Origin of the sequence: Mesorhizobium sp. M1066, assembly GCF_040318635.1 — a bacterium.
In the GTDB taxonomy this organism is placed as follows: domain Bacteria; phylum Pseudomonadota; class Alphaproteobacteria; order Rhizobiales; family Rhizobiaceae; genus Mesorhizobium.
Map to the genome: position 1 here is coordinate 52240 of NZ_JAMYMR010000028.1, position 23477 is coordinate 75716.

The window sequence follows — 23477 nt, forward strand, 5'->3', positions numbered from 1 at the left end:
TCTATGCGACCGTTCTTATAGATCAGGCTTGTATTCAGCCATGGCCAGAAACGGCGCAGAGATAACGATTGCTCGCTTTTTTGCAGAGCTTCTGCAGAATTTTAATAAAAGACGCAGCAGAAATATTTCGCTATTAGCGATCGCGGTGACGTTGCGTAAGTTTGCATTTGTGAGCTAGTATGTCTTAACAAACGAGGGGGCGGCGATGTCGGAACCATTTCTTTCCGAAATCAGAATTATGTCTTTCATATTCGCACCCAAGGGCTGGGCGCTCTGCAATGGACAGTTGCTGCCTATCAATCAGAACCAGGCGCTGTTTTCGCTGCTGGGCACCACCTTCGGCGGCGATGGCCGGGTGAATTTCGCGCTGCCCGACTATCGCGGGCGCGTGCCGATCCATGTCGGCGGCACCCATACGCTGGGCGAGCGCGGCGGCGAACAGGCGCACACGCTTTCGATCGCGGAATTGCCGTTTCATAGCCATGTCGAGCAGGCCACCACTGCCAATGCCGACACGCCAGTGCCCACCGGCAATTTGCTCGCAACCGTCGCCAACACCTATACGCCGCCCGGGAACGTCACGGCGATGGATCCCGGTACGCTGGCCCCTGTCGGCAACAACCAGGCGCATTTGAACATGCAGCCGTTTCTGACCCTGAGCTTCTGCATCGCTTTGCAGGGCATCTTTCCGTCGCCGAATTGAGGGAGCGCAGCCATGGGACAACCCTTCGTTGGCGAAATTCGCATGTTTGCCGGCAATTTCGCGATAGCCGGCTGGATGTTCTGCGAAGGGCAGCTACTGCCTATCTCGGAGAACGAGACGCTTTTCCAACTGATCGGCACCACCTACGGCGGCGATGGCCAGAGCACATTCGCGCTGCCCGACCTGCGCGGCCGCCTCCCGATCCATCAAAGCACCGATTTCATTCTTTCCCAAACCGGTGGCGTGGAAGAAATCACGCTTACGCCGCAGCAGATGCCATCGCACACGCATCCGTTCCTTGCTTCGCTGAACAATGCCGGGGCAAGCACCCCGACCGGCAACATGACCGGGCAGGTCGGCGCGTCGCAAATCTATCGTGAGGCACCGGCGGTTGCGGCGATGTCCCCGCAGACGGCCGGGCAGACCGGCGGCAGCCAGCCGCATACGAACTTCCAGCCGTATCTCTGCGTCAATTTTATCATTTCGCTTTTCGGCATTTTTCCGTCGCCGACCTGAGAGGACATCATGGCTGACCCATTCGTCGCCGAAATCCGAATCTTTCCCTTCAATTTCGCGCCCAAGGGCTGGGCCTGGTGCGATGGCCAGCTTCTCCCGCTCTCGCAGAACACCGCGCTGTTCTCGTTGCTCGGCACCACTTATGGCGGCGACGGCAAATCCAACTTTGCCTTGCCCGATCTGCAAGGCCGGGCGCCGATGCACCCGGGGCAAGGCCCCGGGCTTTCGCTGCACGATCTCGGCGAGCCGGGTGGTTCGGAGACAGTGTCGCTGCTGATATCGGAGATGCCGCAGCACGGGCACAATTTGATGGCCAACGTCAATCCCGCCAATCTGGCGGCGCCAAGTCCCGCACGATCCTTCGCGCGGACGGCTCCTGGGCAGTCCTACTCGGCGACCGCCACTTTGACGCCTCTCAGCGATCAGGCGGTGCGGCCGATCGGCGGCGACCAGCCGCACAACAACATGCAGCCCTATCTCACCTGTTATTTCTGCATCGCACTGCAAGGCGTCTTCCCGCCAAGAAGCTGAATTCCGAACCAAAGGGCAGGACCGTACGATGGCCAAGAACGCAGAACCGAAGTCGAAGGCCCCCGCGGCGAAGACGCCGGCGCCGAAAGCGGCTTCCAGGGCCAGTGCCCGCCCGGCGCCGTCCAGCCCTCCACCCATTTACCAGCACAAGCCGGCCGGCACTTCTTTCTTCGAACTGTCGCGGCTGATGGTGGTGGGGATCGATTCCGCCAAGGGGCAGTTGATCCAGAAGGCGCAGCTTTCGCCGAACGGGCCATGGCCTTCCGCCTGGTCGTTCATCGCGCCCGGCGCCTGGGTGATCATGACGGCGGGCCTCACCAAGGACGGCCGTGTCGCCGTGGTCGCGCAGCCATCGGGAACCACCAATCTGTCCTTCATCACCGAAGACGCCAACCAGATCGGCCCGGTCGAAAAATGGACCGCGCCGATGAGCATCGGCACGCCGCCCGGCGCCACCTCCTATCAGAAGCTTTCGATGGCGCGCGATGCCGACGGCCGCATCGAGGTCTTCGTCACCGACAATCAGGGCCGCATCTGGTGGATCTACCAGAATCCGGACCAGATCGTGCAGGTGCAGAAAACCATCACGCCGCCGGGCACGACGACACCGATCGTCGTCACCGTCGACGTGCTGACGCCGCCGGCCAAACCGTGGAGCGACTGGATCCAGATCCCCGGCGGGCTGGTGACGGTTTCGGCGATACGCCAAGGCGACGGCCGCATCGCCCTGTTCGGCATCAATTCGAACCTGCATCTCTATCGCTGCCAGCAGGCGAAGGCGCAGGCCCTGAAGGCCGCCGACTGGACGGGTTGGGTGCAGATCGACACGACCCAGACAGGTGGCTTCATCGAGATGGCGCCGGTCGTCGGCCCGCTGGGCGCCACCAATCTGTTCGCCCTGACCCAGAACGGCCAGGTGCTGCACACGCGCCAGATGCCCGCCGGATCGGATACGTGGACGCAGTGGGCGACACCCGGCTACTCCAGGGCGCCCAACCTTGCGCTTGCCGCCGGCATCCAGGGCGACGGCGATATCGTGCTGGTCGCCGCCGACCAGCAGCACTTCCTCCAATTCAACGCGCAATGGGATGCCTATACCCAGAACTGGTCGGGATGGCGCGATTTCGGCGCATCCCTTCGCTCGACGCGCCTGGCGCTCAACTACAATGCCGACGGCCGGCTCGCTTTGTTCAGCCTGGCGCTCATGCCGGACGGCACCAACGGCCTGTGGACGATCAACCAGATGGGCATCGACAGTTCCGAATGGGAGTATAACTGGACGTCGCTGACCGACAACAATCTCAAGCAGATCGTCGTCGTGCGCGACCTGACGCCGCCGGTCTGACGGTTGATTTACGCCAGCGTGGCGGAAGCGAAGCAGGCCCGTCCGGTCTGGTCCCGGTCTGACACGGCCGGGCTCCGCTTTCGTGCGGCAGTGGACGCGGACATGCCGTTCCTGTCGCGGCTCTATGCTTCGACGCGTCTCGAAGAACTCGCGGTGACGTCGTGGAGCGAGGCGCAGAAGGCCGAATTCCTCGGCATGCAGTTCCAGGCCCAGCACGCGCATTACCGAAAACATTATCCCGAGGCCGACTGGCTGGTGGTGGAACGCGATAGCGAAGACATCGGCCGCCTCTATGTCGAGCGCTGGCCAAGCCAGCACCGCATCATCGACATCGCCTTCCTGCCGCATCATCGCCGCAAGGGCTACGGCACCGCACTGCTCTGCGACCTCATCGACGAGGCATGGTTAGCCGGCAAATCAGCGTCGATCCATGTCGAGAAGCACAATCCGGCGAGACGGCTTTATGTCGCGCTGGGCTTCGCGGTCGTCGAGGACAAGGGCGTTTATGACCTGATGGCCTGTGCGCCGGGGGGCGGGGCGGCTGGTTTGTGACGGCGAGCATCGCAAGCGGCGGCTCTCACCAGCTTCGTCATCCTAGGGCGGAGCAAGGAGCGGAGCGACGCGGCGCAGACCCTCGGATCCATGCCGCGACCTTTGTCCAAGATTGCTGCGCTTCAAGAAGGGCCTCGGACAGCCTGGGTGCCCGAGCCGGCAGTAAAACAGCATTGCACCGTTGTCGCGCTCGAAAGTCGCGGCATGGATCATAGGGTCTCCGCGACGTCGCTTCGCGACTGCTTCGCCCTAGGATGACGAACGAAGAGGAGAGGCTTCAGCTAATTTCGAAGCGATCAGACCTCCCTGCGTCAAGTCTCTAATTGAACACCGCTTCGTAAAGCCGCCCGGCCGCATCGGCGGCGACCGGCACGATGAAGATCTCGTGGCTGCCGCTTTCCCCCGTGAAAAGATAGGTCGCCTGCGGCAATGCGATTTCGCGCGGGCCTTTGAACAGCAGCGAGAAACCGCCACCCGGGCGCGGGCTGGCGGCGATGGGCTTGACCGCGCTCAGTTCGAGCGGGATCTGCCGGCCCCCGGCTTCGATGGTGAAGGTTTGTCCCTGCTCGAAATCCGACACCGACGCCATTCCGTTTGCCTCAATCTATCCGCTGGAGCGGTTCAGCCTTCGGATCGCTGATCCGGCTTTTGTTTCTTCGCAATTGCCAAGGGAAAACCGCTCCACACTTTTCCTGGAATCGCTCCAGCGGCGGCACTGTCGCCGCTTCGCCGCAAGCTGTCCAGAGGCGGGCAGGCCGGCGGTCGCGCTCCCCAAGACAATCGGCCGCCGCAAAACCCCAAAATACAGCACCGCCTGTCCTTTTATGCGCGCAAGAGACGCTGTAGTACTTTGTTCCTGCGCGGGATTCCTTTCGATCCAAGATCAGCGCAAACAAGCATAGATCCCGGCTTCGGGACCATTGGCAGCCTGATGGGCGTGCGGGAGACGGATGATGGCGGATGCAAAGACGAACGTGGCGAGCGATGCGTTGCCGCTGTTCTATTCGAGGCCCGAGGCGCTCAATCCGGCGCGGCACGGCTCGCTTGGCCTGACCGCGCGCAGCGACTTCGGCTTCGCCCGCTCCGCGCACGCCATTCCGGTGGTCGCGTCGGAAATGCCGGCGGCGATGCGCTCCTACCCGATCGTCTTTATCGGCCCGGCCAAGTCGCCGGTGATCATCACCGGCGTGCGCCAGAACGAGAACCTGTTCGTCGATGCCGACGGCAAATGGACCGGGCCGCACTACATCCCCGCCTATGTCCGGCGCTATCCTTCATCCTGGCCGAAGACCCGACAACGGCCGGCCGGCTGACGCTGTGCGTCGAACGGGCCAGCGACCGGGTCGTCGACCAGTTGCTGGCGCCGTCCCGCGATGACAAGATCCTGCCGTTCTTCACCGGCAACGAGCCGACCGAAGCGACCAAACAGGCGCTCGCCTTCTGCAACCAGTTCCAGATCGACTTCAGAGCCACCCGCGAGATGGTCGAAAAGATCGATGCACACAGCCTGTTTTCACCGCGCCAGAGCAAGGTGACGCTGGAAGGCGGCGAGGTGCTCAACCTCACCGATTTCCAGGTGATCGACGAGCCGGCCTTCAACAGATTGAGCGACGAGGCGTTCCTCGACCTGCGCAAATCCGGCGCGCTCGGCCTGCTCTATTGCCACCTCGCCTCGACCAACAGCTGGACCTCGCTGGTGCATCAGGCGTCGCTGCGGAAGGCGGAGTAAGGCTCTCGAGTCTAAAGAGGCAGAGCGCGCAACTTGCTGATCCGCTGAATCGGTATCTCGTGCATAGAAGGCGCGGCGACCAATTTAGTGACCCCTTCGATCTCGGGCCACTTCCAGACGATGGTTGCCGCCACCTGGTTCATTGGCGTTTTCTGGTAAGCGGGCGCCAGAATAAATCCGTGAAGGCCGGCTGATCGCAAAGCCGCTCTCTCGGCTGGGTTTCTCAGAACGCGGCCATCCCCCGAGATGAGATCCATGTCTCTGGTGCGCTTTGAAGATGTTTGATCCAGTCAATGTCGGCCGAGTGCCGACCGCCAGGAAGGCCTGGCACGTCCTTGATGTGAAAAGCACGATGCCCGTAATGGCTTATGAAACCGTCCAGAGTCGTAGCAAATAGCGGTGCGGTGCAGTTGTCAAACAGCACGTTCACGCCGCAATTCCATGCCCCATGGATGTCTCAAACTCAATAGATCGGCGGACGGACGCTTCCGGCACCAGATAGGCACGGGCGGCGCCAATAATCCCTTCCTGACGCGCAGCTGCTGCAAGGATCGCCGTCGGCACGCTTGAAGCGGCATCAATTGGCTGACCGAAAGACCGTGATGGGTCTACAACGACATTGAGCCGGCGACCGCCGGGCCACCACAAAAGCGGGTTGCCATCGTCGCCAAAATCGACAGTTTTTAAGATCGGCTCGATGATCCCTTTGAATTCATACTGGCGACGAAATAGGTTCAGGAGCCGTTCTCGCTCTTCGCCATCTTCGCCGGTTTCTATGACCGTTACAAAAATTTCCCGGCCGTCCGTTCGAAAGCGGTTGGTTGAAAGCGGACGGTCTTGACCAATGATATCTCGGGCAAGATGTATGGCCGCGCGAACACGCATCGCCGAAACTCCGGCGCGAATGAAGGCATCCGCGACCCGAACTTCCATAAGGTCTCGAAAACCAAGAAAAACCCGCTCATCCCCCAAATCAACTTCAGGCGACCAAAGTGACGCGTACTTCTGGTCCTTAATGTTGTGGCCTCGGAGCCACCTAGCAATCTTGGCAGGACGGATATGCAAAAGCCGACCCGCTTCCGCAGGCGTGTAGACACCGACTCCGATCAGACTGTCCAATTCGATGCTCCCTTGCCTTATAGATTCAGCGTCTTGGGCGGCTGTCAATATGCGCGCTCAATAGTGACTGATCTGGCAAGCACAATTTACGATTTGCATGATTTTCGCTTTCCGCATGCGGGTAGCTATGCGGTAGCTTGCAACTGTAGACAAAGAAGAAGCCGCACTAGGCGGCCTTCTTATCTGCTTGATTCCCTCTGGAGGAAACTGGAGCGGGTGAAGCGATTCGAACGCTCGACCCCAACCTTGGCAAGGTTGTGCTCTACCCCTGAGCTACACCCGCTCGCACGGCGTCTTGGCCGCAAGCCGGGCCTATATGGCTGAAGAGCGCGGCGATTGCAACAGGGAAATCGCAGGCTTTTTGCGACACGCCGTGTGGGACCGGCAAGCCACCGGCGGGCGCGTGAGTGGCGGGCGGCGGGGGCGCCAGCGAAGGGCGGTGCCGCTCACCGTGATGTCGCATGACGGTCTTGTGTCGGCCGCCCGATTGGCCGTAAACGGCTGGCTGGAGAAACGGGACGAAGACGAAACCGATGCCGAAGACCGAAGCCGATTTGATGGCCTTTCTCGCCGAACTCGGGATTGCCGCCTCGACGAAGCGCCATCCGCCGCTCTACACGGTCGCGGATTCGCAGGCGCTGCGCGGCGAAATCGCCGGCGGGCACACGAAGAACCTGTTCCTGAAGGACAAGAAGGATAATTTCTTCCTGGTCACCGTCGGCGAGGACGCGGTCGTCGACCTGAAGCAGATCCACCAGGTGATCGGCGCCGCCAGCCGGGTCTCCTTCGGCAAGCCGGAGATGCTGATGGAGCTGCTCGGCGTCACACCGGGCGCCGTGACGGTCTTTGGCGTCATCAACGACACGGCAAACAGGGTCAAGCTCGTGCTCGACAAGGATTTGATGGAGCATGCGGTGATCAATGGGCATCCGCTGACCAATGAGGCGACGACATCGATCGCGGCGCGAGACCTGATCAGATTCGTCGAGGCAACCGGGCACGATGCTGCTATCTTGAAAGTCTCCGTGTGATCGCCACATGGATGGCTTGAGTCAGATGGTCTGAAGCATAGGGCGCCTGGCCCCCGGCCGGCGGCGCCACGGAAGGGTAAAGAGATGAGCGACAACAATCCGTTCGGCGGCTCCTTTGGCGGTAATGGCGGCCAGTACACCACCTCGGTGCAGTATGGTGGAGCGGCGCCGGCGCCGGCGAAAGTCGCGCTTGGCGATGCGCCCGCCGCTCCCGCCGATGTGATCAAGGACACGACGACGGCTGCCTTTGCTGCCGATGTCATCCAGGAATCGCGCCGCCAGCCGGTGCTGGTCGATTTCTGGGCGCCCTGGTGTGGGCCTTGCAAGCAACTGACGCCGCAGTTGGAGAAGGCGGTCAAGGCCGCCGGCGGCAGGGTCAAGCTGGTCAAGATGAACATCGACGACCATCCCTCGATCGCCGGCCAGCTCGGCATCCAGTCTATCCCGGCGGTCATCGCCTTCAAGGACGGCCAGCCGGTCGATGGCTTCATGGGCGCCATCCCGGAGAGCCAGATCAACGAATTCATCACCAAGGTCGGCGGCAAGGGCAACGGCGCGCCGCCGGTGGCGGAAGCCTTGGCAGCGGCGACCGAAGCGCGCGAGGCCGGCGACATGCAGACCGCAGCCGACATTTATGACGCCGTCCTGGCGCAGGCGCCGGAGACGATCGAGGCGATCGCCGGGCTGGGCGAACTGTTGTTCGACGCCGGCGACACGGAAGGCGCCGAGACGCTTTTGGCAACAGCCCCGGAGGCCAAGAAGGATGCCCCGCCGCTGGCAGCCCTGCGCGCCAGGATGGCGGTTGCGGCGCAAGCGGCGGCTCTCGGCAATCCGGCCGAGTTCGAGCGCCGGCTGGCGGAAAATCCTGGGGATCACCAGGCGCGCTTCGATCTGGCCATGATCCAGAACGCCAACGGCGACCGCACCGCGGCCGCAGACAATCTGCTGGCCATCATCAAGGCCGACCGAAGCTGGAACGAGGATGGCGCCAGGACGCAATTGCTGCAGCTGTTCGAGGCATGGGGCATGACCGACGAGGCAACGCTTGCCGCGCGCCGCAAATTGTCGGCATTGCTGTTTTCCTGAGCCGTTTACCGGTTGTTTTGCCGCACGGGCTTGGCGTCGGTCATGACTGCGCCAGATTAGAACTGCGATGACGCGCTTCTGGTGAAGCGATCGGAGGAATATGGTGCAAGCGGGAAACGCGCATTACCGGCTCGCCAAGGATTTGCCGTCGACGATCCCGATCTTTCCGCTCGAGGGTGCGCTTTTGCTGCCGGGAGGCCGCATGCCGCTCAACATCTTCGAGCCGCGCTATCTGCAGATGGTGGACGAGGCGATTGCCGGCTCGCGGCTCATCGGCGTCATCCAGCCCAGTCTCGACGGCGCCTTGCGCGGCGATGGCGAGCCGGAGCTCTGCAATGTCGGTTGCGCCGGGCGCATCATCGCCTTTTCCGAGAGTGGCGACGGCCGCTACCTGATTTCGCTGCAGGGCGTGTGCCGGTTCCGCATCGCCCACGAATTGACCGTCAAGACGCCGTTTCGCCAGTGCAAGCCCGCGCCTTTCCTTGCCGATCTCGACGAGGATCAGGCGGACAACGAGATCGACCGGCCATCGCTGCTCAAGGCGTTTCGCGCCTATCTGCAGGCCAACGATTTGGAGGCCGACTGGGAAAGCGTCAGCCGCGCCGAAAATGCCATGCTGGTCAATGCGCTGTCGATGATGGCGCCCTACGGGCCGGCCGAGAAACAGGCGCTGCTCGAAGCAGCCGACCTGAAGACCCGGGCGGAGACGCTGATCGCCATCACCGAAATGGCGCTGGCGCGCGAGAATGAGGATTTTGGCTCGAGTTTGCAGTAAGAGGGCGCGATGGCGGACGGACGTGACGAGAGGAAGGTCGACCCCAAGCTGCTGGAGCTGCTGGCCTGCCCGCTGACCAAGGGGCCGCTGGCCTGGGATCCAGAGCGCGGCGAACTGATTTCCAGGGTCGCCAAGATTGCCTATCCGGTGCGTGACGGCATCCCGATCATGCTGCCCTCCGAGGCGCGGACGCTTTCGGTGGAGGACGTGCTCGCCCCGCCGCCGCCACGCTTGGGTGGGCCGGGCTGAGTTCTTGCACCACAGGCTGGCGAGGTGGGCGGGACAGCACCCCCCTCTGGCCTACCGGCCAGAGGGGGGTGCTGTCCCGCTGCCATCGAAGTTTTTGACACTACTGAAAATTCCGCCCCTTGGGCATGACCCTTTCCGCTTCTTCCGACAGCGTTGCGAGATCCTGACGGATCGGCCTGTTCCCTGTCGCGGCTTGGCCGGAGCGATCCGGACCCCTGGCAGCACGCTCCGGAGAACCGACAACCGCTGGTGCGGCCTCGCTGACCTTCTCCAGAAGTACGGTCAGCCAGGGCGTCAGATCCTCGATCCTCTCGGCGACGATGTGGACCACGCCCGATTCCGACTGCAATTTTCCGGTGACCTTGACGAACCGGGCGCCCATGACGATGGGCCGGTAACGGTCGAAGGTTCTTTGCCAGAAGATGACGTTGGCCACCGCCTTGTCGTCCTCCAGTGTCAGGAAGATCGCGTTGCCCTTGCCGGGACGCTGCCGCACCAGCACGAGGCCGGCGACGGAGACGCGCCTGCCGTCACGCACGGAAGGCAGGTTCGCATTGGGAATGACGCCGGCGCGGTCGAGCCGCTCGCGCAGGAAGGCGACCGGATGCGCCTTCAGCGACAGGCCGAGCGCGCGGTAATCATGGATGACATGCTCGCCGAGCGGCATTTTCGGCAGCTTCGTCTCGGGCTCCAGCTCGCGCAGGCGAAGCGCCGGCTGGTCGAACAGCGGCAGCCTTTCGGCGGCGCTCTTGCCGTCGAGCGCGCGCACCGCCCACAACGCTTCGCGACGATCAAGACCAAGCGAGCGGAAGGCATCGGCCTGCGCCAGCCGCTCGATCTCGCCGACATCGAGGCCGGAGCGCAGCCAGACATCCCGGACGGATCCGTAGCCTGAGCCGCGCTGTTCGACGAAGGCCGCCATGCGCTCCTTCGACAGGCCCTTGATCTGGCGGAAGCCGAGTCGGACGGCATGCTTCGTCTCGATGACGCCGCGCATCTCGGCATGGCGCGGGAGGATACGGGTCGGATCGAAAGGCGCTTTCTCCAGCGTGCAGTCCCAGACCGAGAAATTGACGTCGATGTCGCGGATGTCGACGCCATGGTCGCTTGCGTCGCGCACGAGCTGGGCCGGCTGGTAAAACCCCATCGGCTGTGAATTCAGGATCGCGGCGCAGAACACGTCGGGATAGAAGGTCTTGAACCAGCAGGAGGCGTAGACGAGCAGGGCGAAGGAAGCGGCATGGCTTTCGGGAAAGCCATATTCGCCAAAGCCCTCGATCTGCTTGAAACAGCGCTCGGCGAAGTCCTTCGTGTAGCCTTTGTCGACCATGCCTTCGATCATGCGGCGACGATAATTGCCGATGGTGCCGGTGCGCTTGAAGGTGGCCATGGCACGGCGCAGTTCATCGGCCTCGCCCGGCTTGAAGCCGCCAGCAACGATGGCGATCTTCATCGCCTGTTCCTGGAACAGCGGCACACCAAGCGTCTTGCTGAGGATCGCCTCCAGCTCCGGCTTTTGATACTCGGCCTGCTCCTTGCCTTGCCGGCGGCGCAGATAGGGGTGGACCATGTCGCCCTGGATCGGGCCCGGCCGCACGATCGCCACCTCGATGACAAGGTCATAAAAGGTTTTCGGCTCAAGGCGCGGCAGCATTGACATCTGGGCGCGCGATTCGATCTGGAAGACGCCGAGCGTGTCGGCGCGGCAGATCATCTTGTAGACCTGCTTGTCCTCCGGCGGCAGGGTGGCCAGCACATAGGGCTGCCCATACGGGTCCCTCGCCTTTGGATAATGCTCAGTGAGCAAGGTGAAGGCGCGTTGCAGGCAGGTCAGCATGCCGAGCGCCAGCACGTCCACTTTCAGGATCTTCACTGCGTCGAGATCATCCTTGTCCCACTCCACCATCTTGCGCTGGTCCATCGCCGTCTTGACGATGGGCACGATCTCATCGAGCCGGTCCCTGGTGATGACGAAGCCGCCGACATGCTGCGACAAATGGCGGGGAAACCCCATGATCTCGTTGGCGCGTTCCATCACATGCCGAGACACTGGATCGGTGCGGTCGAGGCCGCCGGCGCGGGCTTCCTTCTCGCCGAGCTCCGAGGTCGACCAGCCCCAGATCGAGCCGGAAAGGGACGTCCTGATATCCTCGGACAGGCCCATTGCCTTCGACACTTCGCGCAGCGCCGACCGGCCGCGATAGCTGATGACGGCGGCAGCCAGTGCCGTGCGCTTGGAGCTGTATTTCGTATAGATGTACTGCATCACCTCTTCGCGTCGCTCATGCTCGAAGTCGACGTCGATATCCGGCGGCTCGTTCCTCTCCTCGGAAATGAAGCGCTCGAAGAGCGTATCGATCTTGTCGGGTCCGACTTCGGTGATGCCGATGCAGAAGCAGATGATCGAATTGGCGGCCGAACCACGTCCCTGGCAGAGAATGCCCTGGCCACGGGCGAATTTGATGATGTCGTAGACGGTGAGGAAATAGCGGGCGTAGTTGAGGCGCTCGATGAGAGTGAGCTCTTCCTGGATGCGCTTGATCACCGAATCCGGCACACCCGCCGGATAGCGGTTGGCCGCTCCCTCCCGAGCCAGCCGCTCCAGTTCAGCCTGTGGGCCAAGACCCGATTCCGTCGGCTCATCCGGATAATTGTACTGAAGGTCGCTCAACGAAAAGGTCAATTCTTCCGCAAACCGCAAGGTCTCGGCCAATGCTTGCGGATGCCTGCGGAACAGGCGCGCCATCTCCATCGGTGGCTTCAGATGGCGCTCGGCATTGGCGGTGAGTTGCAGCCCGACCTCGGCGACGGGGGTGTTGAGGCGGATCGCGGTCAGCACGTCCTGCAGCGGGCGCCGTTCGGCGGTGTGATAGAGAACGTCGTTGGTCGCCATCAGCGGAATACCGACGCTCTCGGCAAGAGCCGCGGCCTGCTCGATGCGGAAACGGTCATTGCCGGCGTAGTCGGGCGAAACGGCCAGACGGAGATTTCTGCCGAAACGATCCTTGAGCAGCCGAAGCAAGGCGAGACCGTCCTGCGCCCCCGCCGACAGATCGGGCAGGACTGCCAGCGACATCAGATCCCCCCATTCGAGCAGGTCGCTGCGCTGGAGAAGGGTGGCGCCCTTTTCGTTCTCGTCGCGCAGATTGGCCTGGGTGAGCATGCGGCACAGATGCCCCCAGCCCTTGCGGTCCTGGGGATAGGCGAGGATGTCCGGCGTGCCGTCGCCAAAAACCAGCCGGCAGCCGGGATGATAGGAGAGTTTTTCGACCTTGGCCTGCTGCCAGGCGCGCACCACGCCGGCCACCGTGTTGCGGTCGGCAAGCCCGATCGCCGAGAAGCCCAGGAGCTTGGCCGCGACCACCAGCTCCTCCGGCTTGGAGGCGCCGCGCAGGAAGGAGAAATTCGACTGGATGCCGAACTCGGCAAAGGGAATGACGGTCAGCGCGTTCATGCGAAGACACCATGCATGAACCAGCGCGGCGGCACCTGCGTGTTGCCGTAAAGACCTTGCCGGTAAAGCCAATAGCGGCGACCATCGGCGTCCTCGATACGGAAATAGTCGCGGGTTGACGTGATCGGATCGCTCGCTGCCTCGCGCCACCATTCGGCGGCGATGCGTTCCGGCCCTTCGGCGCGCGTGACCCGGTAGAGCGCGCGCCGCCAGCGGAAGTTCAGCGGTGGTCCTTCCGGCATTTCAGTGGCCGGCACATCGATGGGTTCGGGCGAGCGGAACAGCCGGATCGGCCGTTCCGGCGGAAATATGGTTTTTGGTGCCTGCAGCCTGCCGGGCTTTGGCGGCGGCGTGGTCCGGCGTGGCGCTTCGGTGAAGGGGATCGTGGCGACGGCACGCTCCGGCAGATGGCTTTCGACCGCGACCGGCCGGAGAACCGCGCCCTCGCCGAGCCGGGCGCGGATGCGGTCGGCGAACAGCGCGATGTCGGCACCGTCGTCGGCCGTTTCGCCAGTCAGATCGGCCTGCTGCATGTCGAAGGTGGCTGCCGCCAGCACCGAAAGCCGCACCAGATCGAAGCCATAACCGGCATCGATATCCTGTTCGAGCGCGGCCAGCCGCTCATGGAACAGTTTCTGGATCAGCATGGGTTCGCGCATCGGCCGCGAGGTGCCGAGCGCGATGCGGCTGACGGCGCCGTCGACCCGAAAGAGCAGCAGCGCCAGTGTCCTGGCACCCTCGCCGCGGCGCTCGAGATCGGTTTTCAAGGTCGCCGCCAGCATGCCCACCAGCCGTTCGATGTCCTCGGTCAGGGTGACGGGTTCGGCGAGATGGCGTTCGACCGAAAGCGGCGCGACGGGAAGGCGCGGCGACACCGCTTCGTCGAGACGGCCAAGCGCCTGGTCGAGGCGCAGGAGCAGCAAGGCGCCAAAGCGGCGGGCGAGCGGCGCGCGCGGCGCCGCCATGACGGCGCCCGCCGTGCGCAGGCCGACGCTTTCCAGGCTGGCGCGGGTTGCCGGCTCGATGCGCAGTGCGGCCAGCGGCAGGGGTGCAAGCAGCGCTTCCTCCTCGCCGCCATCGACGATGCGGTCGCCGGCAAAGCGTGCCGCCGCCCAGGCCGCCCCCGGTGTCGCGGCAAGCCCGGCGCGGACGTCGAAACCCTGGTGGAAGAAGCGCGACAGGATGTCGTCCAGCATGGCGCGCTCGCCGCCGAACAGATGGGTGCAGCCGGTGACGTCGAGAAACAGGCCGTCTGTTGCGTCCAGCGCCACCAGCGGGGTGTAGCGGTCGCACCAGTCGGCAAGGCCTTCGAGCAGGCGGCGGTCGGCTTCCGGATCGGCCTCGACGATGTCGATCGACGGATGCATGGCGCGCGCATCGGCAATGCCCATGTCGCGCTTCAGGTGCAGCGCCTCAGCCCGCTCGTCGAGGGCCGAGATGCGCTGTGCGTTGCGGTCGCGATGGCTGATCACGAGCGGCGGGTGAGATGGGTGATCCGACGGCCGGGAACGCCAGGACCGCCCCAGACGCTGGCGCAGGACCCTTTCCGCCGCCAGATAGGGAAACCACAGGGACAGGATTCTTTGGCCGGTTTCTTTCCCCACCTGCTCCTTCGTCGCCCGCTCTTTCGTCGAATGCGCATTCATCGGGATTCCACTCCAGTGTGAATTGTCCAGGCAGGGCCGTGCGGCTCTTGCCGATGGTGAGGGTGAAGGCCGGGCGGCCGATCGAGCCGGCCAGCGGCCCGGCGATGGTGTCGCGCGGCACCGCCGGTGCCGACGTGACGATGAGGCGGACGGGTGCCGCCGTCGGTTCGGGCTCGGCCGCCTGCCGCAGCAGGAACACCGGGCGGCCGGCCGCTTGCGCCCTTGCATGCAGCCGGCGTGTCGCGGTCAGGTCAAGCCGCTGCGGATTGCCGCGAATTTCGAGGATGACCGCGGCGAGCGCCGTCATCCGGGCCGCCTCCTCGGCGACCCACAGCGCATCGACAAGTCTCGGTGCCTCGGAAAACAGCAATTGCTCCGGCTCGATGCCGAACGAGGCGTGAAGCCCCCTGGCATAGGGAAAGCCGGCCTCGCGAAAGATCTCCGATGTGCCGATCCACAGCACCGGCAGCCCCGGCGTCTGCTTGAGGATCAGGCTTGTGAGCGACAAAGCGAAGCCGGCGACGGCCCCGGCATCGCGGGTTTGCGTGCCATGGATTTCGCTCAGGGCGGCCTTCGGCAGGCCGCCGCTCAGGGCGGCGTCGAGGCGCTCGACGCCAATAGGCAGGAACGCATCCGGCAACGCCGCGGCAATGCCACGCCGGACGATTGTGAGATCGGTGTTGACGTCGGCATCAAAGGGCGCGGCGGCCGGCGCAGCCAAGCGCTCGGGCAGCGTTCCCTCGATTTTCGCGATCTGGCGGCGCAGGGCAAAAACAGTCTCCCGCGCCACGGCGGTCATCGCCATGACGGTCAGCTTCCACTCACATTGTTCCTGTTATGTTCCCTAAGATTCCAGAGCCCATCCCAAGAGTCAAGCAGACTCATGGGGAATTTATTCCTCTCGGCATGGATGGCGCAGGCGCATCGGCCCGTGTCATTTGCCGATTACGGTGCGAAAGCCTATATGCCGGGATCAAAGGACAAAGCATGGCCCGCATCTACAAGACCCGCACCTGGCACGACGAACTCTCGCCCTCGATGGACGAAATGGAGTTCCTGGCGCTGGAGGCGTACGCCCATCTGCCGGAGGATTTTCGCAAGCTGACCGGCGAGATCGTTATCCAGATCGCCGAATTCCCGACCGACGAGATCATGGACGATCTGTCGCTAGAAACGCCGTTCGACCTGCTCGGTCTGTTCGAGGGACGCGGCATCGCCGAGCGCTGGAATCCGCAGACCGGCGAAGGCCCAAACCGCATCACGCTCTACCGCCGCGCCATCCTCGACTACTGGTCCGAGAACGAGGAGACGCTGGGCGACATCGTCACCCACGTGCTGATCCACGAGATCGGCCACCATTTCGGCCTGTCGGACGATGATATGGAGAAGATCGAAGAGGCGGCGGAGTAGCCCCACACCTTCGTCATCCTAGGGCGGAGCAAGGAGCGGAGCGAAGCAGCGCAGACCCTAGGATCCATGCCGTGATGTTGGTACAGGGCTCTGGCGGTGCCGTACTGAAAGCTTAACATCGGTTTCGGTGAAAACAGGCCCTAATCCTGATCTGGTATGCCCCTCGGCGAAGGTCACGGCATGGATCCTAGGGTCTCCGCAGTCGCTTTGCGACTGCTGCGCCCTAGGATGACGAAGGGAGGCGTGACGATGGAACGTCAGAGCTTTGAAAACGTGTGGGACGCGCTGGAAGATACTCCGGCCGAGACCGCCAACATGACCATGCGCTCCAATTTGCTGATCGCGATTGAACAGCGGGTGCGGAGCTGGAAAATTACCCAGGCCGAAGCAGCCGAGCGGCTCGGAATCACGCCGCCGCGCCTTAGCGACCTCTTGCGGGGCAGGATCGCGAATTTCAGCCTGGACACGTTGATCAACCTTGCCACACAGGCGGGACTTACAGTGCGCCTTGATATTGCCGAGGCTGCCTAATCCGCATGCAAGGCGCTGTCCTCTACCAGTCGCTGAGCTTGGTGTCGGGCCCGTATTCCTGACCGTCGATATCCTTCACCACCGCCTGGCCGCAGCGCATCGTCTTGGCTTTCTTGTCGTAGGCATAGGTCGGCGAGCCGAACAGGTGCCAGCCTTTGTTCAGCGCCGCCGTCACCTTGTGGCAGAAACTGGCATCGTCCGGAGCGGACAGAAAGCGGTAGAGTTTCATTGTTCAATTCCTGTCGTGAATAGCCATAGCCCGCTTACATCCATCGAGCATTTATGACCCGATGGCGGCTGCCTTCGCCAGCAGTTTTTCGGCCTGCGCCAGGTGCAGCCGCTCGACCATCCTGCCGTTCAGCGCGATCACGCCCTTACCGGCATTTTCCGGCAGCGCGAAAGCATCCTTGACCAGGCGCGCCTCGGCTACTGCTTCCTTGGACGGTGCGAAGGCGCGATTCGCCGCCTCGATCTGGGCCGGGTGGATAAGACTTTTGCCGTCGAACCCCATGGCGGCCGCCTCGGTGCATTCATGAGCGAAGGCTTCGAGGTCGCGAAAATCGTTCGAGACGCCGTCGAGTATATCGATGCCGCCGGCGCGCGCGGCCAGCACCATCTGCATCAGCCATGGCACGAGGTAGCGTCGATCAGGCGTTGCCAGAATGCCGGTCTCCTTGACCAGATCATTCGTTCCGGCAACGAAACAATTTAGCCGAGAGGCCGGATCACGGCCAAGCTCGGCGTTGGCGCCGATGTTGAGCAGCGCCTTGGGCGTCTCGATCATCGCCCATAATTTCACGCTGTCGGGAGCAAAATTGTCGTCGAGCACATCGCCGGCCTCGAGCAGGTCGCGCGGCGTGTCGACCTTGGGTAGAAGGATGCCGTCGGGTTCGCAGCTTGCGGCAGCCAGCAGGTCGTCGGCGCCCCATTCGCTTGATATCGCATTGATGCGGACGATCATCTCGCAGCGGCGGTCGGGATGGCCAGCGAAAATCCCGGCCAGTTTTTCGCGGGCAGTGATCTTGTCGGCCGGGGCGACGGCATCCTCCAGGTCGATGATGACAGTGTCGCAGGAAAGCTGCGCGATCTTGGCCAAGGCCTTGTCGTTGGAGGCCGGGATGTAAAGCACCGAGCGGCGCGGGCGGTAGGTATCTGTCATGCCTGATCTATGCCGCGTGCGGGCGGATGAGGCAAGCGCCCGACTTGTACCTGAGGCGAGCCATCGCGAAAGCTGGTGCTGCCCCTTGCCTATCCGTCCTCTGCAGCAGTTGCGGAAGAGGCCCTTCCTCTCCCCCGTCGATCGGGGGAGAGGTGTCGAGCGAAGCTCGACGGAGTGGGGGTCGACCCTTAGGCGCAAGGCGATGCGATGCTTGCGCCTTCCTAGTGTCCGTTCACGGCGGTCGCCAGGTGGTTCCCCCACTCCGTCTCGGCTTCGCCGAGCCACCTCTCCCCCCTCCGGAGGGAGAGGAAGGAGCCTGGCGGGGGCAGCGCCAACGCCCGGAAAGGACGGCGGACAGCCCACTCAGGCGCAGGTCCTGCACGAAAACTGCACAGCCTTGCGGAAAACCTCCTCGCATCCGCCCCACCCTTTCCCCGCTTGTCTGACAAACAAAGCGGCATGCAAAAGAGAGCAAAACCCCGTCTGCCTCACCGGCTGCGCAGCGAAGGCTGGTGGCTGGCCGATCCGACGCGCGCGAACGCCACGGCGATCCTCATTCCCTTTGTCCGCAGAACCCCGCCGGCAATCCGGCCGGACGCCATCAGGAAGGCCAGGTCATGATATCCTTCTTCACCGCCGCGCCAGGCTATTGCAGCCGCTTCGGTGTTGCCATCCTGCTGGCAGCACTTGCGGATTTCCTGTTCTACGGCCAGCCCGCCGGGATCACGGTTTTCCTGTTCGCCCTGCTGATTGCCGCCGCGGTTGTCGCCGTGCATCCGGCGGCTTTCAGCGACGGTCGGGTCTGGCTCAAGCCCATCGCCTTGCTTGTCGCGCTGCTGCCGCTGGCTGAAAACGTCAGCACCCTGTCGGTTTCGATCGCGCTGGCGGCGCTGACCGTTTTTGCGCTTTCGCTGAGCGGGCGGCTGCGGCACAGCATCGCGCGTATTGCCGGCCAGATCGCGCTGTTCGGGCTGGCGGCGCCGTTCCGCTTCGCCAATGATTTCATCCGCTGGCGCAAGACGGCGCGCCGGTTCGGCCGACGGCGCATCCGGCTGGCGGCGATCGCTGTCTGGGTGATGCCGCTGACGCTGGGCGCGGTCTTCCTGGCGCTGTTCGGCGCCGCCAACCCGGTGATCGACTACTGGCTGTCGCTGATCGACCTCGTGAGGCTGCTCGATCTTATCCAGCTGGCGCGGATTGCCTTCTGGCTGTTCGTGCTAGCTGCTGTCTGGGCTTTTCTGCGGCCGCGCCTGCCGCGCCTGGTTCGTCGCAGCCCGCACGCGGCGCCGGCCGTCAGCGCTCAAGCCGACAAAACCGGCACCACCATCGAAGACATCCTGTTCGGCAAGGCCGCCATCCTGCGCGCCCTGGTCATCTTCAACGTCCTGTTTGCGCTGCAGACGGCGCTCGACGCCACCTATCTGTGGGGCGGGGCGGCCCTTCCCGACGGGCTGAGCTACGCGGCCTACGCGCATCGTGGCGCCTATCCCCTGATCGTCACCGCGCTGCTTGCCGCCGGCTTCGTGCTGGCGGCGCTGCGACCGGGCAGCGAGACATCGGCCGATCCGCTCATCCGCCGGCTGGTCTATGCCTGGGTGGCGCAGAACATCATGCTGGTCATTTCGTCGATCCTGCGGCTCCACCTCTATGTCGGCATCTATGCATTGACCTACTGGCGCGTCGCCGCCTTTGTCTGGATGGGGCTGGTCGCATCGGGGCTTGCCCTGATTATCGCCCGCATAGCACTGGGAAAATCCAACGAATGGCTGCTGTCCGCCAATCTTCTGACGTTATCTCTGACGCTTTATGCCGGCTGTTTCATCAATTTTGCAGCGACGATCGCCAACTACAATGTCGACCATTCCCTCGAAATGACCGGCCAGGGCATTCCCCTAGACGCCTGGTATCTTCACTCGCTCGGTCCGGGCGCGTTTCCCCCACTCGATCGGTTCCTCGAGCAGCAGGGCAAGACGGCGGCCGCCGGCACTGTCCGCGAACTGGCTGGCGTGCGCGGCAGCGACGAAATCTGGTATCGAACTATCCAGCAGAACTGGCGGGCCTGGAGCTTTCGCGACTGGCGGCTGCTTCGATATCTCGACACCAAGGGGCCGTTCGTGATTCCCTCCGCTATCGAACCTTCCATGCCGGGCCGCTGATCCATGCCGCATCACATCCTCGTCGCCGACGATGACCCGCACATCCGCGAAGTGATCTGCTTTGCGCTGGAAAAGGCCGGCATGAAAACGACAGGGGTGGCCGACGGTGCCGCCGCCCTGCAAGCGATCGGACGCCGGGCGCCGGATCTTGTCGTGCTCGACATCGGCATGCCGGAGATGGACGGGCTGGAGGTCTGCCGGCGGCTGCGGCACACATCCGATGTGCCGGTGCTGTTCCTGTCCGCGCGCGACGAGGAGATCGACCGCATCCTCGGGCTCGAAATGGGCGGCGACGACTATGTAACGAAACCATTCAGCCCGCGCGAGCTGGTCGCCCGCGTCAACGTCATCCTGCGGCGCGCCCGCCCGGCGGCGCCCGAACCGGTCGACAACAGGCAGTTTTCGCATGGCAAACTGGCTCTGGCGCCGGCCAGTCACGCTGCCAGCTTCGACGGCAAGGCGCTTGCCCTGACGGGGATCGAATTCTCGATTTTGACAGGGTTCCTGACGCGGCCCGCGCATGTGCTCGACCGCGACGCAGTGATGGCCAGCGCCTATGCCGCAAACATCCATGTCGCCGGCCGCACCGTCGACAGCCATATCCGCAACATCCGCGCCAAGCTGGCAGCAGTGGGTTGCCTGGATGTAATCGAGACGGTGCATGGCGTCGGCTTCCGGCTCGGCCGATGCGGCTGACGGCCTCGAGCAAATGGGTCGGCCGCAAATGGCGGCCACGGCTTGCCACGGTCGTCGTCGCCATCCTGATCATGGTGATGGCCCTGCCATTGGTCGGCTTGTTCTTCTTCCGTCTCTACGAAAACCAGCTGATCCGCCAGACCGAAGCGGAGCTGATCGCGCAAGGGGCGGCCATCGCCGCCATCTATGCGCAGGATGTGCGTGACGCCGGTATTGCGGCGGACAAGCTCGGCGCGCCGATGCCGAGGCCAAGCGGAGCTTCAAGCCGAAGCATCAATCCGGACCCGCTCTACAGGCCAATCGAGCCGCAACTCGATCTTGCCTCGGATTATGTGCTGCCGACCCGGCCGGCGGCGATGCCTGCGATCGTCGATCCCACCTTTGCCGCGATCGGTACCCGTCTGTCCGGTATTCTCGACGCCACGCAGAAAACCACGCTGGCCGGCTTCCGGCTGCTCGACCCCCGGGGCGTCGTCATCGCCGGACGGGGCGAGGTCGGCCAGTCGCTCGGTGCGGCCGAAGAGGTGCGCGCAGCGCTTGCCGGCCACTATGCCAGCGCGCTCAGGCTGCGCATTCCCGACCAGCCGACGCCACCGCTCTATTCGGTCAGCCGCGGCACCAAGGTGCGTGTCTTCGTCGCCCTGCCGGTCGCCGTCGATGGCCAGGTCGCCGGCGTCGTCTATGTGTCGCGGACGCCCAACAACATCATCAAGCATCTCTATGGCGAACGCGGCAAGGTGACGTTGGCGGCGATTGCCATTCTCGGCGGCACGCTGCTCATCGGTCTCATCTTCCTGCGCACCGTCAGCCGGCCGATCTATGCGCTGATCGACCGAACCGAGCGCATCGCTGCCGGCGACCGCGCGGCGATCCGGCCGCTCGACCATCATGGCACGCGAGAGATGGCGGAGCTGTCCGCCGCCTTCCTCGACATGGCCGAGAAGCTTCAGGCGCGGTCCGACAGCATCCAGACCTTCGCCACCCATGTCTCGCACGAGCTCAAATCGCCGCTGACGGCGATCCAGGGCGCGGCCGAATTGCTGCGCGATTCCGGTGGCGCGATGGACGATACGGAGCGGCGGCGCTTTTCCGACAATATCGTCACCGACGCCGGGCGGCTCAATCTGCTGGTTCGCCGTCTGCTCGACCTGGCGCGTGCCGAAAACCTGGCGCCGAGCGGCGAAAGCACATCGATCGGTGCGGCGCTGGCACTGCTTCCCGTCGACAACAGGCTGGCGGTTAGCGTCGCCGGCAGCGAGATCGGCTTGCGCATATCGGCCGAGAACGCGGCTATCGTGCTGGCCAATCTCATCGACAATTCGGCCAGGCACGGCGCGACGGCGGTTTCTGTCTCGGCTACGAGCGCCGGCGGCAAGGCGAGCATCCTGGTCAGCGACGACGGCGCCGGCATTTCGCCCAGCAACCGGGCGCACATTTTCGAGCCGTTCTTCACCACGCGGCGCGAGCAGGGCGGCACCGGCATGGGCCTTGGCATCGTGCTGGCCCTCCTGAAAGCGCATGATGGTATGATCGCGCTGGTTGACAGCGAACGCGGCACGCGCTTCGAGATCATTCTGCCGGTGGCGTGAAGGACACCATCGGCCGGATCGGAGAGAACATGCGCTACGACATCGTCATCATCGGTGGAGCCATCGTCGGCTCCTCGGTCGCCTATTACCTGCGTGAGCAAGGATTTTCCGGCTCGATCGCGCTGGTCGAGCGCGACCCGCAATTCGCGCATGCGGCAACGACGCTGTCCATGGCCTCGATCCGCCAGCAATTCTCGATCCCGGAAAACATCCGCCTGTCGCAGTTCACGCTGAAATTGTTTCGGCGGCTGAAGGAAGAGTTCGGGGATGATGCCGATATCGGCTTTCGCGAGGGCGGCTACCTCATCCTTGCAGGCGAGGACGGCTTGCCGATCCTCAAGAGCAATCACGAGGCGCAGATCGCGGAGGGCGCCGACATCGTGCTCGAGGATGCCGACCAGCTTACGCGCCGGTTCCCGTGGCTGTCGACCGAGGGCATTTCAGCCGGCGCCTATGGCCGCACCGGCGAAGGCTGGTTCGACGCGCATGCGATGCTGACGCTGTTCCGAAAGGCGCTGCGGCAGAAGAAAGTCGATTTCATCGCCGCCGATGTCACCGCCATCGCGCGCGATGGCAACCGCGTCACGGGAGTGAGCCTCGGCAATGGCGAGACGCTGAAGGCCGGCATCGTCGTCAACGCCGCCGGCCCGAACGCCGGCAAGGTGGCTGCCATGGCCGGGCTTGAGCTGCCGGTCGAGCCGCGCAAGCGCAATGTCTTCGTCTTCGAGGCGCGCGAGAAATATGCCGACATGCCGCTGCTGGTCGATCCCTCCGGCATCTATGTCCGTCCGGAAGGCTCGGTCTATCTCACCGGCGGCGCCGAACCGGAGGAAGGCGACCGCGCACCCGATCCCGGCGACTTCGAGGTAAACTGGCCGCTGTTCGAAGAGGTGATCTGGCCGGTGCTGGCGACCCGCATTCCCGCCTTCGAGGCGATCAAGCCGACCCGCGCCTGGGCCGGCCACTACGACTACAACACGCTCGACCAGAACGCGGTGATCGGTCCGCATCCCGAAGTCGGCAATTTCATCTTCGCCAACGGATTCTCCGGCCACGGCCTGCAGCAGGCGCCGGCGGTGGGCAAAGCGCTGGCCGAGCTGATCGTCCATGGCGGCTACCGCACGGTGGATTGCTCGGCGTTTGGGTATGAGCGGGTGCCGGAGGGAAGGGCGTTCCGGGAATTGAATGTGATTTGAGCTG

Annotated in this window: 24 protein-coding genes, 1 tRNA gene and 1 pseudogene; 16 read left to right on the plus strand and 10 right to left on the minus strand. The window is 63.7% G+C overall.

Translation table 11 applies throughout. From position 1 onward, the window contains the following. The first annotated feature begins 205 nt into the window (after positions 1-205). From NKH52_RS26215 to NKH52_RS26235, 5 genes are read left to right on the plus strand one after another with little or no spacing between them, the layout of a single operon-like run. The gene (locus tag NKH52_RS26215) at positions 206-703 is read left to right on the plus strand and encodes a phage tail protein (protein ID WP_352735770.1); all 498 of its coding nucleotides are present in this window, start codon (positions 206-208) and stop codon (positions 701-703) included. A gap of 42 nt (positions 704-745) precedes the next feature. Then, on the plus strand, positions 746-1219 hold the full coding sequence (locus NKH52_RS26220; protein ID WP_352735769.1) for a phage tail protein: 474 nt from the start codon (positions 746-748) through the stop codon (positions 1217-1219). 9 nt (positions 1220-1228) lie between these two features. Next, entirely contained in the window at positions 1229-1750 is a 522-nt protein-coding gene (locus tag NKH52_RS26225; protein WP_352735768.1) for a phage tail protein, read from the plus strand. 28 nt (positions 1751-1778) lie between these two features. After that, complete coding sequence (locus NKH52_RS26230) at positions 1779-3095, plus strand: DUF8189 domain-containing protein (protein WP_352735767.1); 1317 nt, start codon at positions 1779-1781, stop codon at positions 3093-3095. A gap of 18 nt (positions 3096-3113) precedes the next feature. Further along, positions 3114-3647, plus strand: a complete 534-nt coding sequence (locus NKH52_RS26235; RefSeq protein ID WP_352735796.1) for a GNAT family N-acetyltransferase — start codon at positions 3114-3116, stop codon at positions 3645-3647. A 319-nt stretch (positions 3648-3966) separates the two neighbouring features. Here NKH52_RS26235 and NKH52_RS26240 read toward each other — a convergent pair whose 3' ends face one another. Together NKH52_RS26240 and NKH52_RS26245 are read right to left on the minus strand one after the other, a co-directional pair. Beyond that, a complete protein-coding gene (locus NKH52_RS26240; protein ID WP_352735766.1) occupies positions 3967-4236 on the minus strand; it encodes a DUF6916 family protein in 270 nt (89 codons plus the stop codon). Positions 4237-4246: 10 nt separating this feature from the next. After that, a complete protein-coding gene (locus NKH52_RS26245) occupies positions 4247-4543 on the minus strand; it encodes a hypothetical protein (protein ID WP_352735765.1) in 297 nt (98 codons plus the stop codon). Positions 4544-4600: 57 nt separating this feature from the next. Between NKH52_RS26245 and NKH52_RS26250 the strand changes: the two are divergent. Next, positions 4601-5376, plus strand: a pseudogene (locus NKH52_RS26250) (SapC family protein). Positions 5377-5599: 223 nt separating this feature from the next. On the opposite strand, the gene NKH52_RS26255 reads toward NKH52_RS26250, so the two are convergent. The 3 genes from NKH52_RS26255 to NKH52_RS26265 all read right to left on the minus strand — a co-directional run bounded on the left by NKH52_RS26255 (position 5600) and on the right by NKH52_RS26265 (position 6778). Further along, positions 5600-5806, minus strand: a complete 207-nt coding sequence (locus tag NKH52_RS26255) for a PIN-like domain-containing protein (RefSeq protein ID WP_352968075.1) — start codon at positions 5804-5806, stop codon at positions 5600-5602. After that, positions 5803-6495 (minus strand): hypothetical protein, encoded by a 693-nt coding sequence (locus NKH52_RS26260; RefSeq protein WP_245490573.1) that lies wholly within the window; start codon positions 6493-6495, stop codon positions 5803-5805. Before NKH52_RS26260 ends, NKH52_RS26255 begins: the two co-directional genes overlap by 4 nt. 208 nt (positions 6496-6703) lie before the next feature. Next, positions 6704-6778 (minus strand) — tRNA-Gly (locus NKH52_RS26265). A 250-nt stretch (positions 6779-7028) separates the two neighbouring features. Here NKH52_RS26265 and NKH52_RS26270 point away from each other — a divergent pair. From NKH52_RS26270 to NKH52_RS26285, 4 genes are all read left to right on the plus strand, one after another. Continuing rightward, positions 7029-7526 carry a prolyl-tRNA synthetase associated domain-containing protein gene (locus NKH52_RS26270; protein ID WP_023810886.1) on the plus strand — a complete coding sequence of 166 codons (498 nt, stop codon included), beginning with the start codon at positions 7029-7031 and terminating at the stop codon, positions 7524-7526. 84 nt (positions 7527-7610) lie between these two features. After that, positions 7611-8612 carry a thioredoxin gene (gene trxA / locus NKH52_RS26275; RefSeq protein WP_352735764.1) on the plus strand — a complete coding sequence of 334 codons (1002 nt, stop codon included), beginning with the start codon at positions 7611-7613 and terminating at the stop codon, positions 8610-8612. 103 nt (positions 8613-8715) lie between these two features. Further along, a complete protein-coding gene (locus tag NKH52_RS26280; RefSeq protein WP_023810888.1) occupies positions 8716-9387 on the plus strand; it encodes an LON peptidase substrate-binding domain-containing protein in 672 nt (223 codons plus the stop codon). A 9-nt stretch (positions 9388-9396) separates the two neighbouring features. Further along, positions 9397-9636 (plus strand): Trm112 family protein, encoded by a 240-nt coding sequence (locus NKH52_RS26285; protein ID WP_023810889.1) that lies wholly within the window; start codon positions 9397-9399, stop codon positions 9634-9636. 100 nt (positions 9637-9736) lie between these two features. On the opposite strand, the gene NKH52_RS26290 is transcribed toward NKH52_RS26285, so the two are convergent. Genes NKH52_RS26290 through NKH52_RS26300 form a run of 3 tightly spaced genes read right to left on the minus strand, consistent with a single transcriptional unit; the run spans position 9737 to position 15541 of the window. Then, the gene (locus NKH52_RS26290; protein WP_352736577.1) at positions 9737-13090 is read right to left on the minus strand and encodes an error-prone DNA polymerase; all 3354 of its coding nucleotides are present in this window, start codon (positions 13088-13090) and stop codon (positions 9737-9739) included. Then, positions 13087-14562, minus strand: a complete 1476-nt coding sequence (locus NKH52_RS26295; protein WP_352736579.1) for a DUF6504 family protein — start codon at positions 14560-14562, stop codon at positions 13087-13089. Before NKH52_RS26295 ends, NKH52_RS26290 begins: the two co-directional genes overlap by 4 nt. After that, positions 14504-15541 (minus strand): ImuA family protein, encoded by a 1038-nt coding sequence (locus NKH52_RS26300; protein WP_352736581.1) that lies wholly within the window; start codon positions 15539-15541, stop codon positions 14504-14506. Before NKH52_RS26300 ends, NKH52_RS26295 begins: the two co-directional genes overlap by 59 nt. Positions 15542-15723: 182 nt before the next feature. On the opposite strand from NKH52_RS26300, the gene NKH52_RS26305 reads away from it, so the two are divergent. Both NKH52_RS26305 and NKH52_RS26310 read left to right on the plus strand, forming a co-directional pair. Then, positions 15724-16146 carry a metallopeptidase family protein gene (locus NKH52_RS26305; protein WP_023763026.1) on the plus strand — a complete coding sequence of 141 codons (423 nt, stop codon included), beginning with the start codon at positions 15724-15726 and terminating at the stop codon, positions 16144-16146. A gap of 249 nt (positions 16147-16395) precedes the next feature. Then, a complete protein-coding gene (locus NKH52_RS26310; protein WP_352736583.1) occupies positions 16396-16677 on the plus strand; it encodes a helix-turn-helix domain-containing protein in 282 nt (93 codons plus the stop codon). A gap of 22 nt (positions 16678-16699) precedes the next feature. Here the strand turns inward: NKH52_RS26310 and NKH52_RS26315 are convergent, their stop codons facing one another. Both NKH52_RS26315 and NKH52_RS26320 read right to left on the minus strand, forming a co-directional pair. Beyond that, positions 16700-16906 carry a DUF1737 domain-containing protein gene (locus tag NKH52_RS26315; RefSeq protein ID WP_127261267.1) on the minus strand — a complete coding sequence of 69 codons (207 nt, stop codon included), beginning with the start codon at positions 16904-16906 and terminating at the stop codon, positions 16700-16702. A gap of 51 nt (positions 16907-16957) precedes the next feature. Continuing rightward, complete coding sequence (locus tag NKH52_RS26320) at positions 16958-17836, minus strand: HpcH/HpaI aldolase/citrate lyase family protein (RefSeq protein WP_352736585.1); 879 nt, start codon at positions 17834-17836, stop codon at positions 16958-16960. 617 nt (positions 17837-18453) lie between these two features. Between NKH52_RS26320 and NKH52_RS26325 the strand changes: the two genes are divergently transcribed. The 4 genes from NKH52_RS26325 to NKH52_RS26340 are packed head-to-tail and all read left to right on the plus strand — an operon-like array spanning position 18454 to position 23473. Beyond that, positions 18454-19992: a DUF4153 domain-containing protein gene (locus NKH52_RS26325; RefSeq protein ID WP_352736587.1), complete on the plus strand. Its 1539-nt coding sequence runs from the start codon at positions 18454-18456 to the stop codon at positions 19990-19992. 3 nt (positions 19993-19995) lie between these two features. Beyond that, on the plus strand, positions 19996-20688 hold the full coding sequence (locus tag NKH52_RS26330) for a response regulator transcription factor (protein ID WP_127297878.1): 693 nt from the start codon (positions 19996-19998) through the stop codon (positions 20686-20688). After that, entirely contained in the window at positions 20679-22277 is a 1599-nt protein-coding gene (locus tag NKH52_RS26335; RefSeq protein ID WP_352736589.1) for a sensor histidine kinase, read from the plus strand. Before NKH52_RS26330 ends, NKH52_RS26335 begins: the two co-directional genes overlap by 10 nt. A gap of 29 nt (positions 22278-22306) precedes the next feature. Continuing rightward, entirely contained in the window at positions 22307-23473 is a 1167-nt protein-coding gene (locus tag NKH52_RS26340) for an NAD(P)/FAD-dependent oxidoreductase (RefSeq protein ID WP_352736591.1), read from the plus strand. The last annotated feature ends 4 nt before the right edge of the window (positions 23474-23477 follow it).

Excerpts from the sequence above, each read along its gene's own strand:
- NKH52_RS26215 (WP_352735770.1), top strand. The coding sequence starts at position 206 with ATGTCGGAACCATTTCTTTCCGAAATCAGAATTATGTCTTTCATATTC.
- NKH52_RS26310 (WP_352736583.1), top strand. The coding sequence starts at position 16,396 with ATGGAACGTCAGAGCTTTGAAAACGTGTGGGACGCGCTGGAAGATACT.
- NKH52_RS26325 (WP_352736587.1), top strand. The coding sequence starts at position 18,454 with ATGATATCCTTCTTCACCGCCGCGCCAGGCTATTGCAGCCGCTTCGGT.
- NKH52_RS26340 (WP_352736591.1), top strand. The coding sequence starts at position 22,307 with ATGCGCTACGACATCGTCATCATCGGTGGAGCCATCGTCGGCTCCTCG.
- NKH52_RS26330 (WP_127297878.1), top strand. The coding sequence starts at position 19,996 with ATGCCGCATCACATCCTCGTCGCCGACGATGACCCGCACATCCGCGAA.
- NKH52_RS26240 (WP_352735766.1), bottom strand. The coding sequence starts at position 4,236 with ATGGCGTCGGTGTCGGATTTCGAGCAGGGACAAACCTTCACCATCGAA.
- NKH52_RS26305 (WP_023763026.1), top strand. The coding sequence starts at position 15,724 with ATGGCCCGCATCTACAAGACCCGCACCTGGCACGACGAACTCTCGCCC.
- NKH52_RS26230 (WP_352735767.1), top strand. The coding sequence starts at position 1,779 with ATGGCCAAGAACGCAGAACCGAAGTCGAAGGCCCCCGCGGCGAAGACG.
- NKH52_RS26335 (WP_352736589.1), top strand. The coding sequence starts at position 20,679 with ATGCGGCTGACGGCCTCGAGCAAATGGGTCGGCCGCAAATGGCGGCCA.
- NKH52_RS26290 (WP_352736577.1), bottom strand. The coding sequence starts at position 13,090 with ATGAACGCGCTGACCGTCATTCCCTTTGCCGAGTTCGGCATCCAGTCG.
- NKH52_RS26220 (WP_352735769.1), top strand. The coding sequence starts at position 746 with ATGTTTGCCGGCAATTTCGCGATAGCCGGCTGGATGTTCTGCGAAGGG.
- NKH52_RS26300 (WP_352736581.1), bottom strand. The coding sequence starts at position 15,541 with ATGGCGATGACCGCCGTGGCGCGGGAGACTGTTTTTGCCCTGCGCCGC.
- NKH52_RS26270 (WP_023810886.1), top strand. The coding sequence starts at position 7,029 with ATGCCGAAGACCGAAGCCGATTTGATGGCCTTTCTCGCCGAACTCGGG.
- NKH52_RS26315 (WP_127261267.1), bottom strand. The coding sequence starts at position 16,906 with ATGAAACTCTACCGCTTTCTGTCCGCTCCGGACGATGCCAGTTTCTGC.
- NKH52_RS26320 (WP_352736585.1), bottom strand. The coding sequence starts at position 17,836 with ATGACAGATACCTACCGCCCGCGCCGCTCGGTGCTTTACATCCCGGCC.
- NKH52_RS26285 (WP_023810889.1), top strand. The coding sequence starts at position 9,397 with ATGGCGGACGGACGTGACGAGAGGAAGGTCGACCCCAAGCTGCTGGAG.
- NKH52_RS26225 (WP_352735768.1), top strand. The coding sequence starts at position 1,229 with ATGGCTGACCCATTCGTCGCCGAAATCCGAATCTTTCCCTTCAATTTC.
- trxA (WP_352735764.1), top strand. The coding sequence starts at position 7,611 with ATGAGCGACAACAATCCGTTCGGCGGCTCCTTTGGCGGTAATGGCGGC.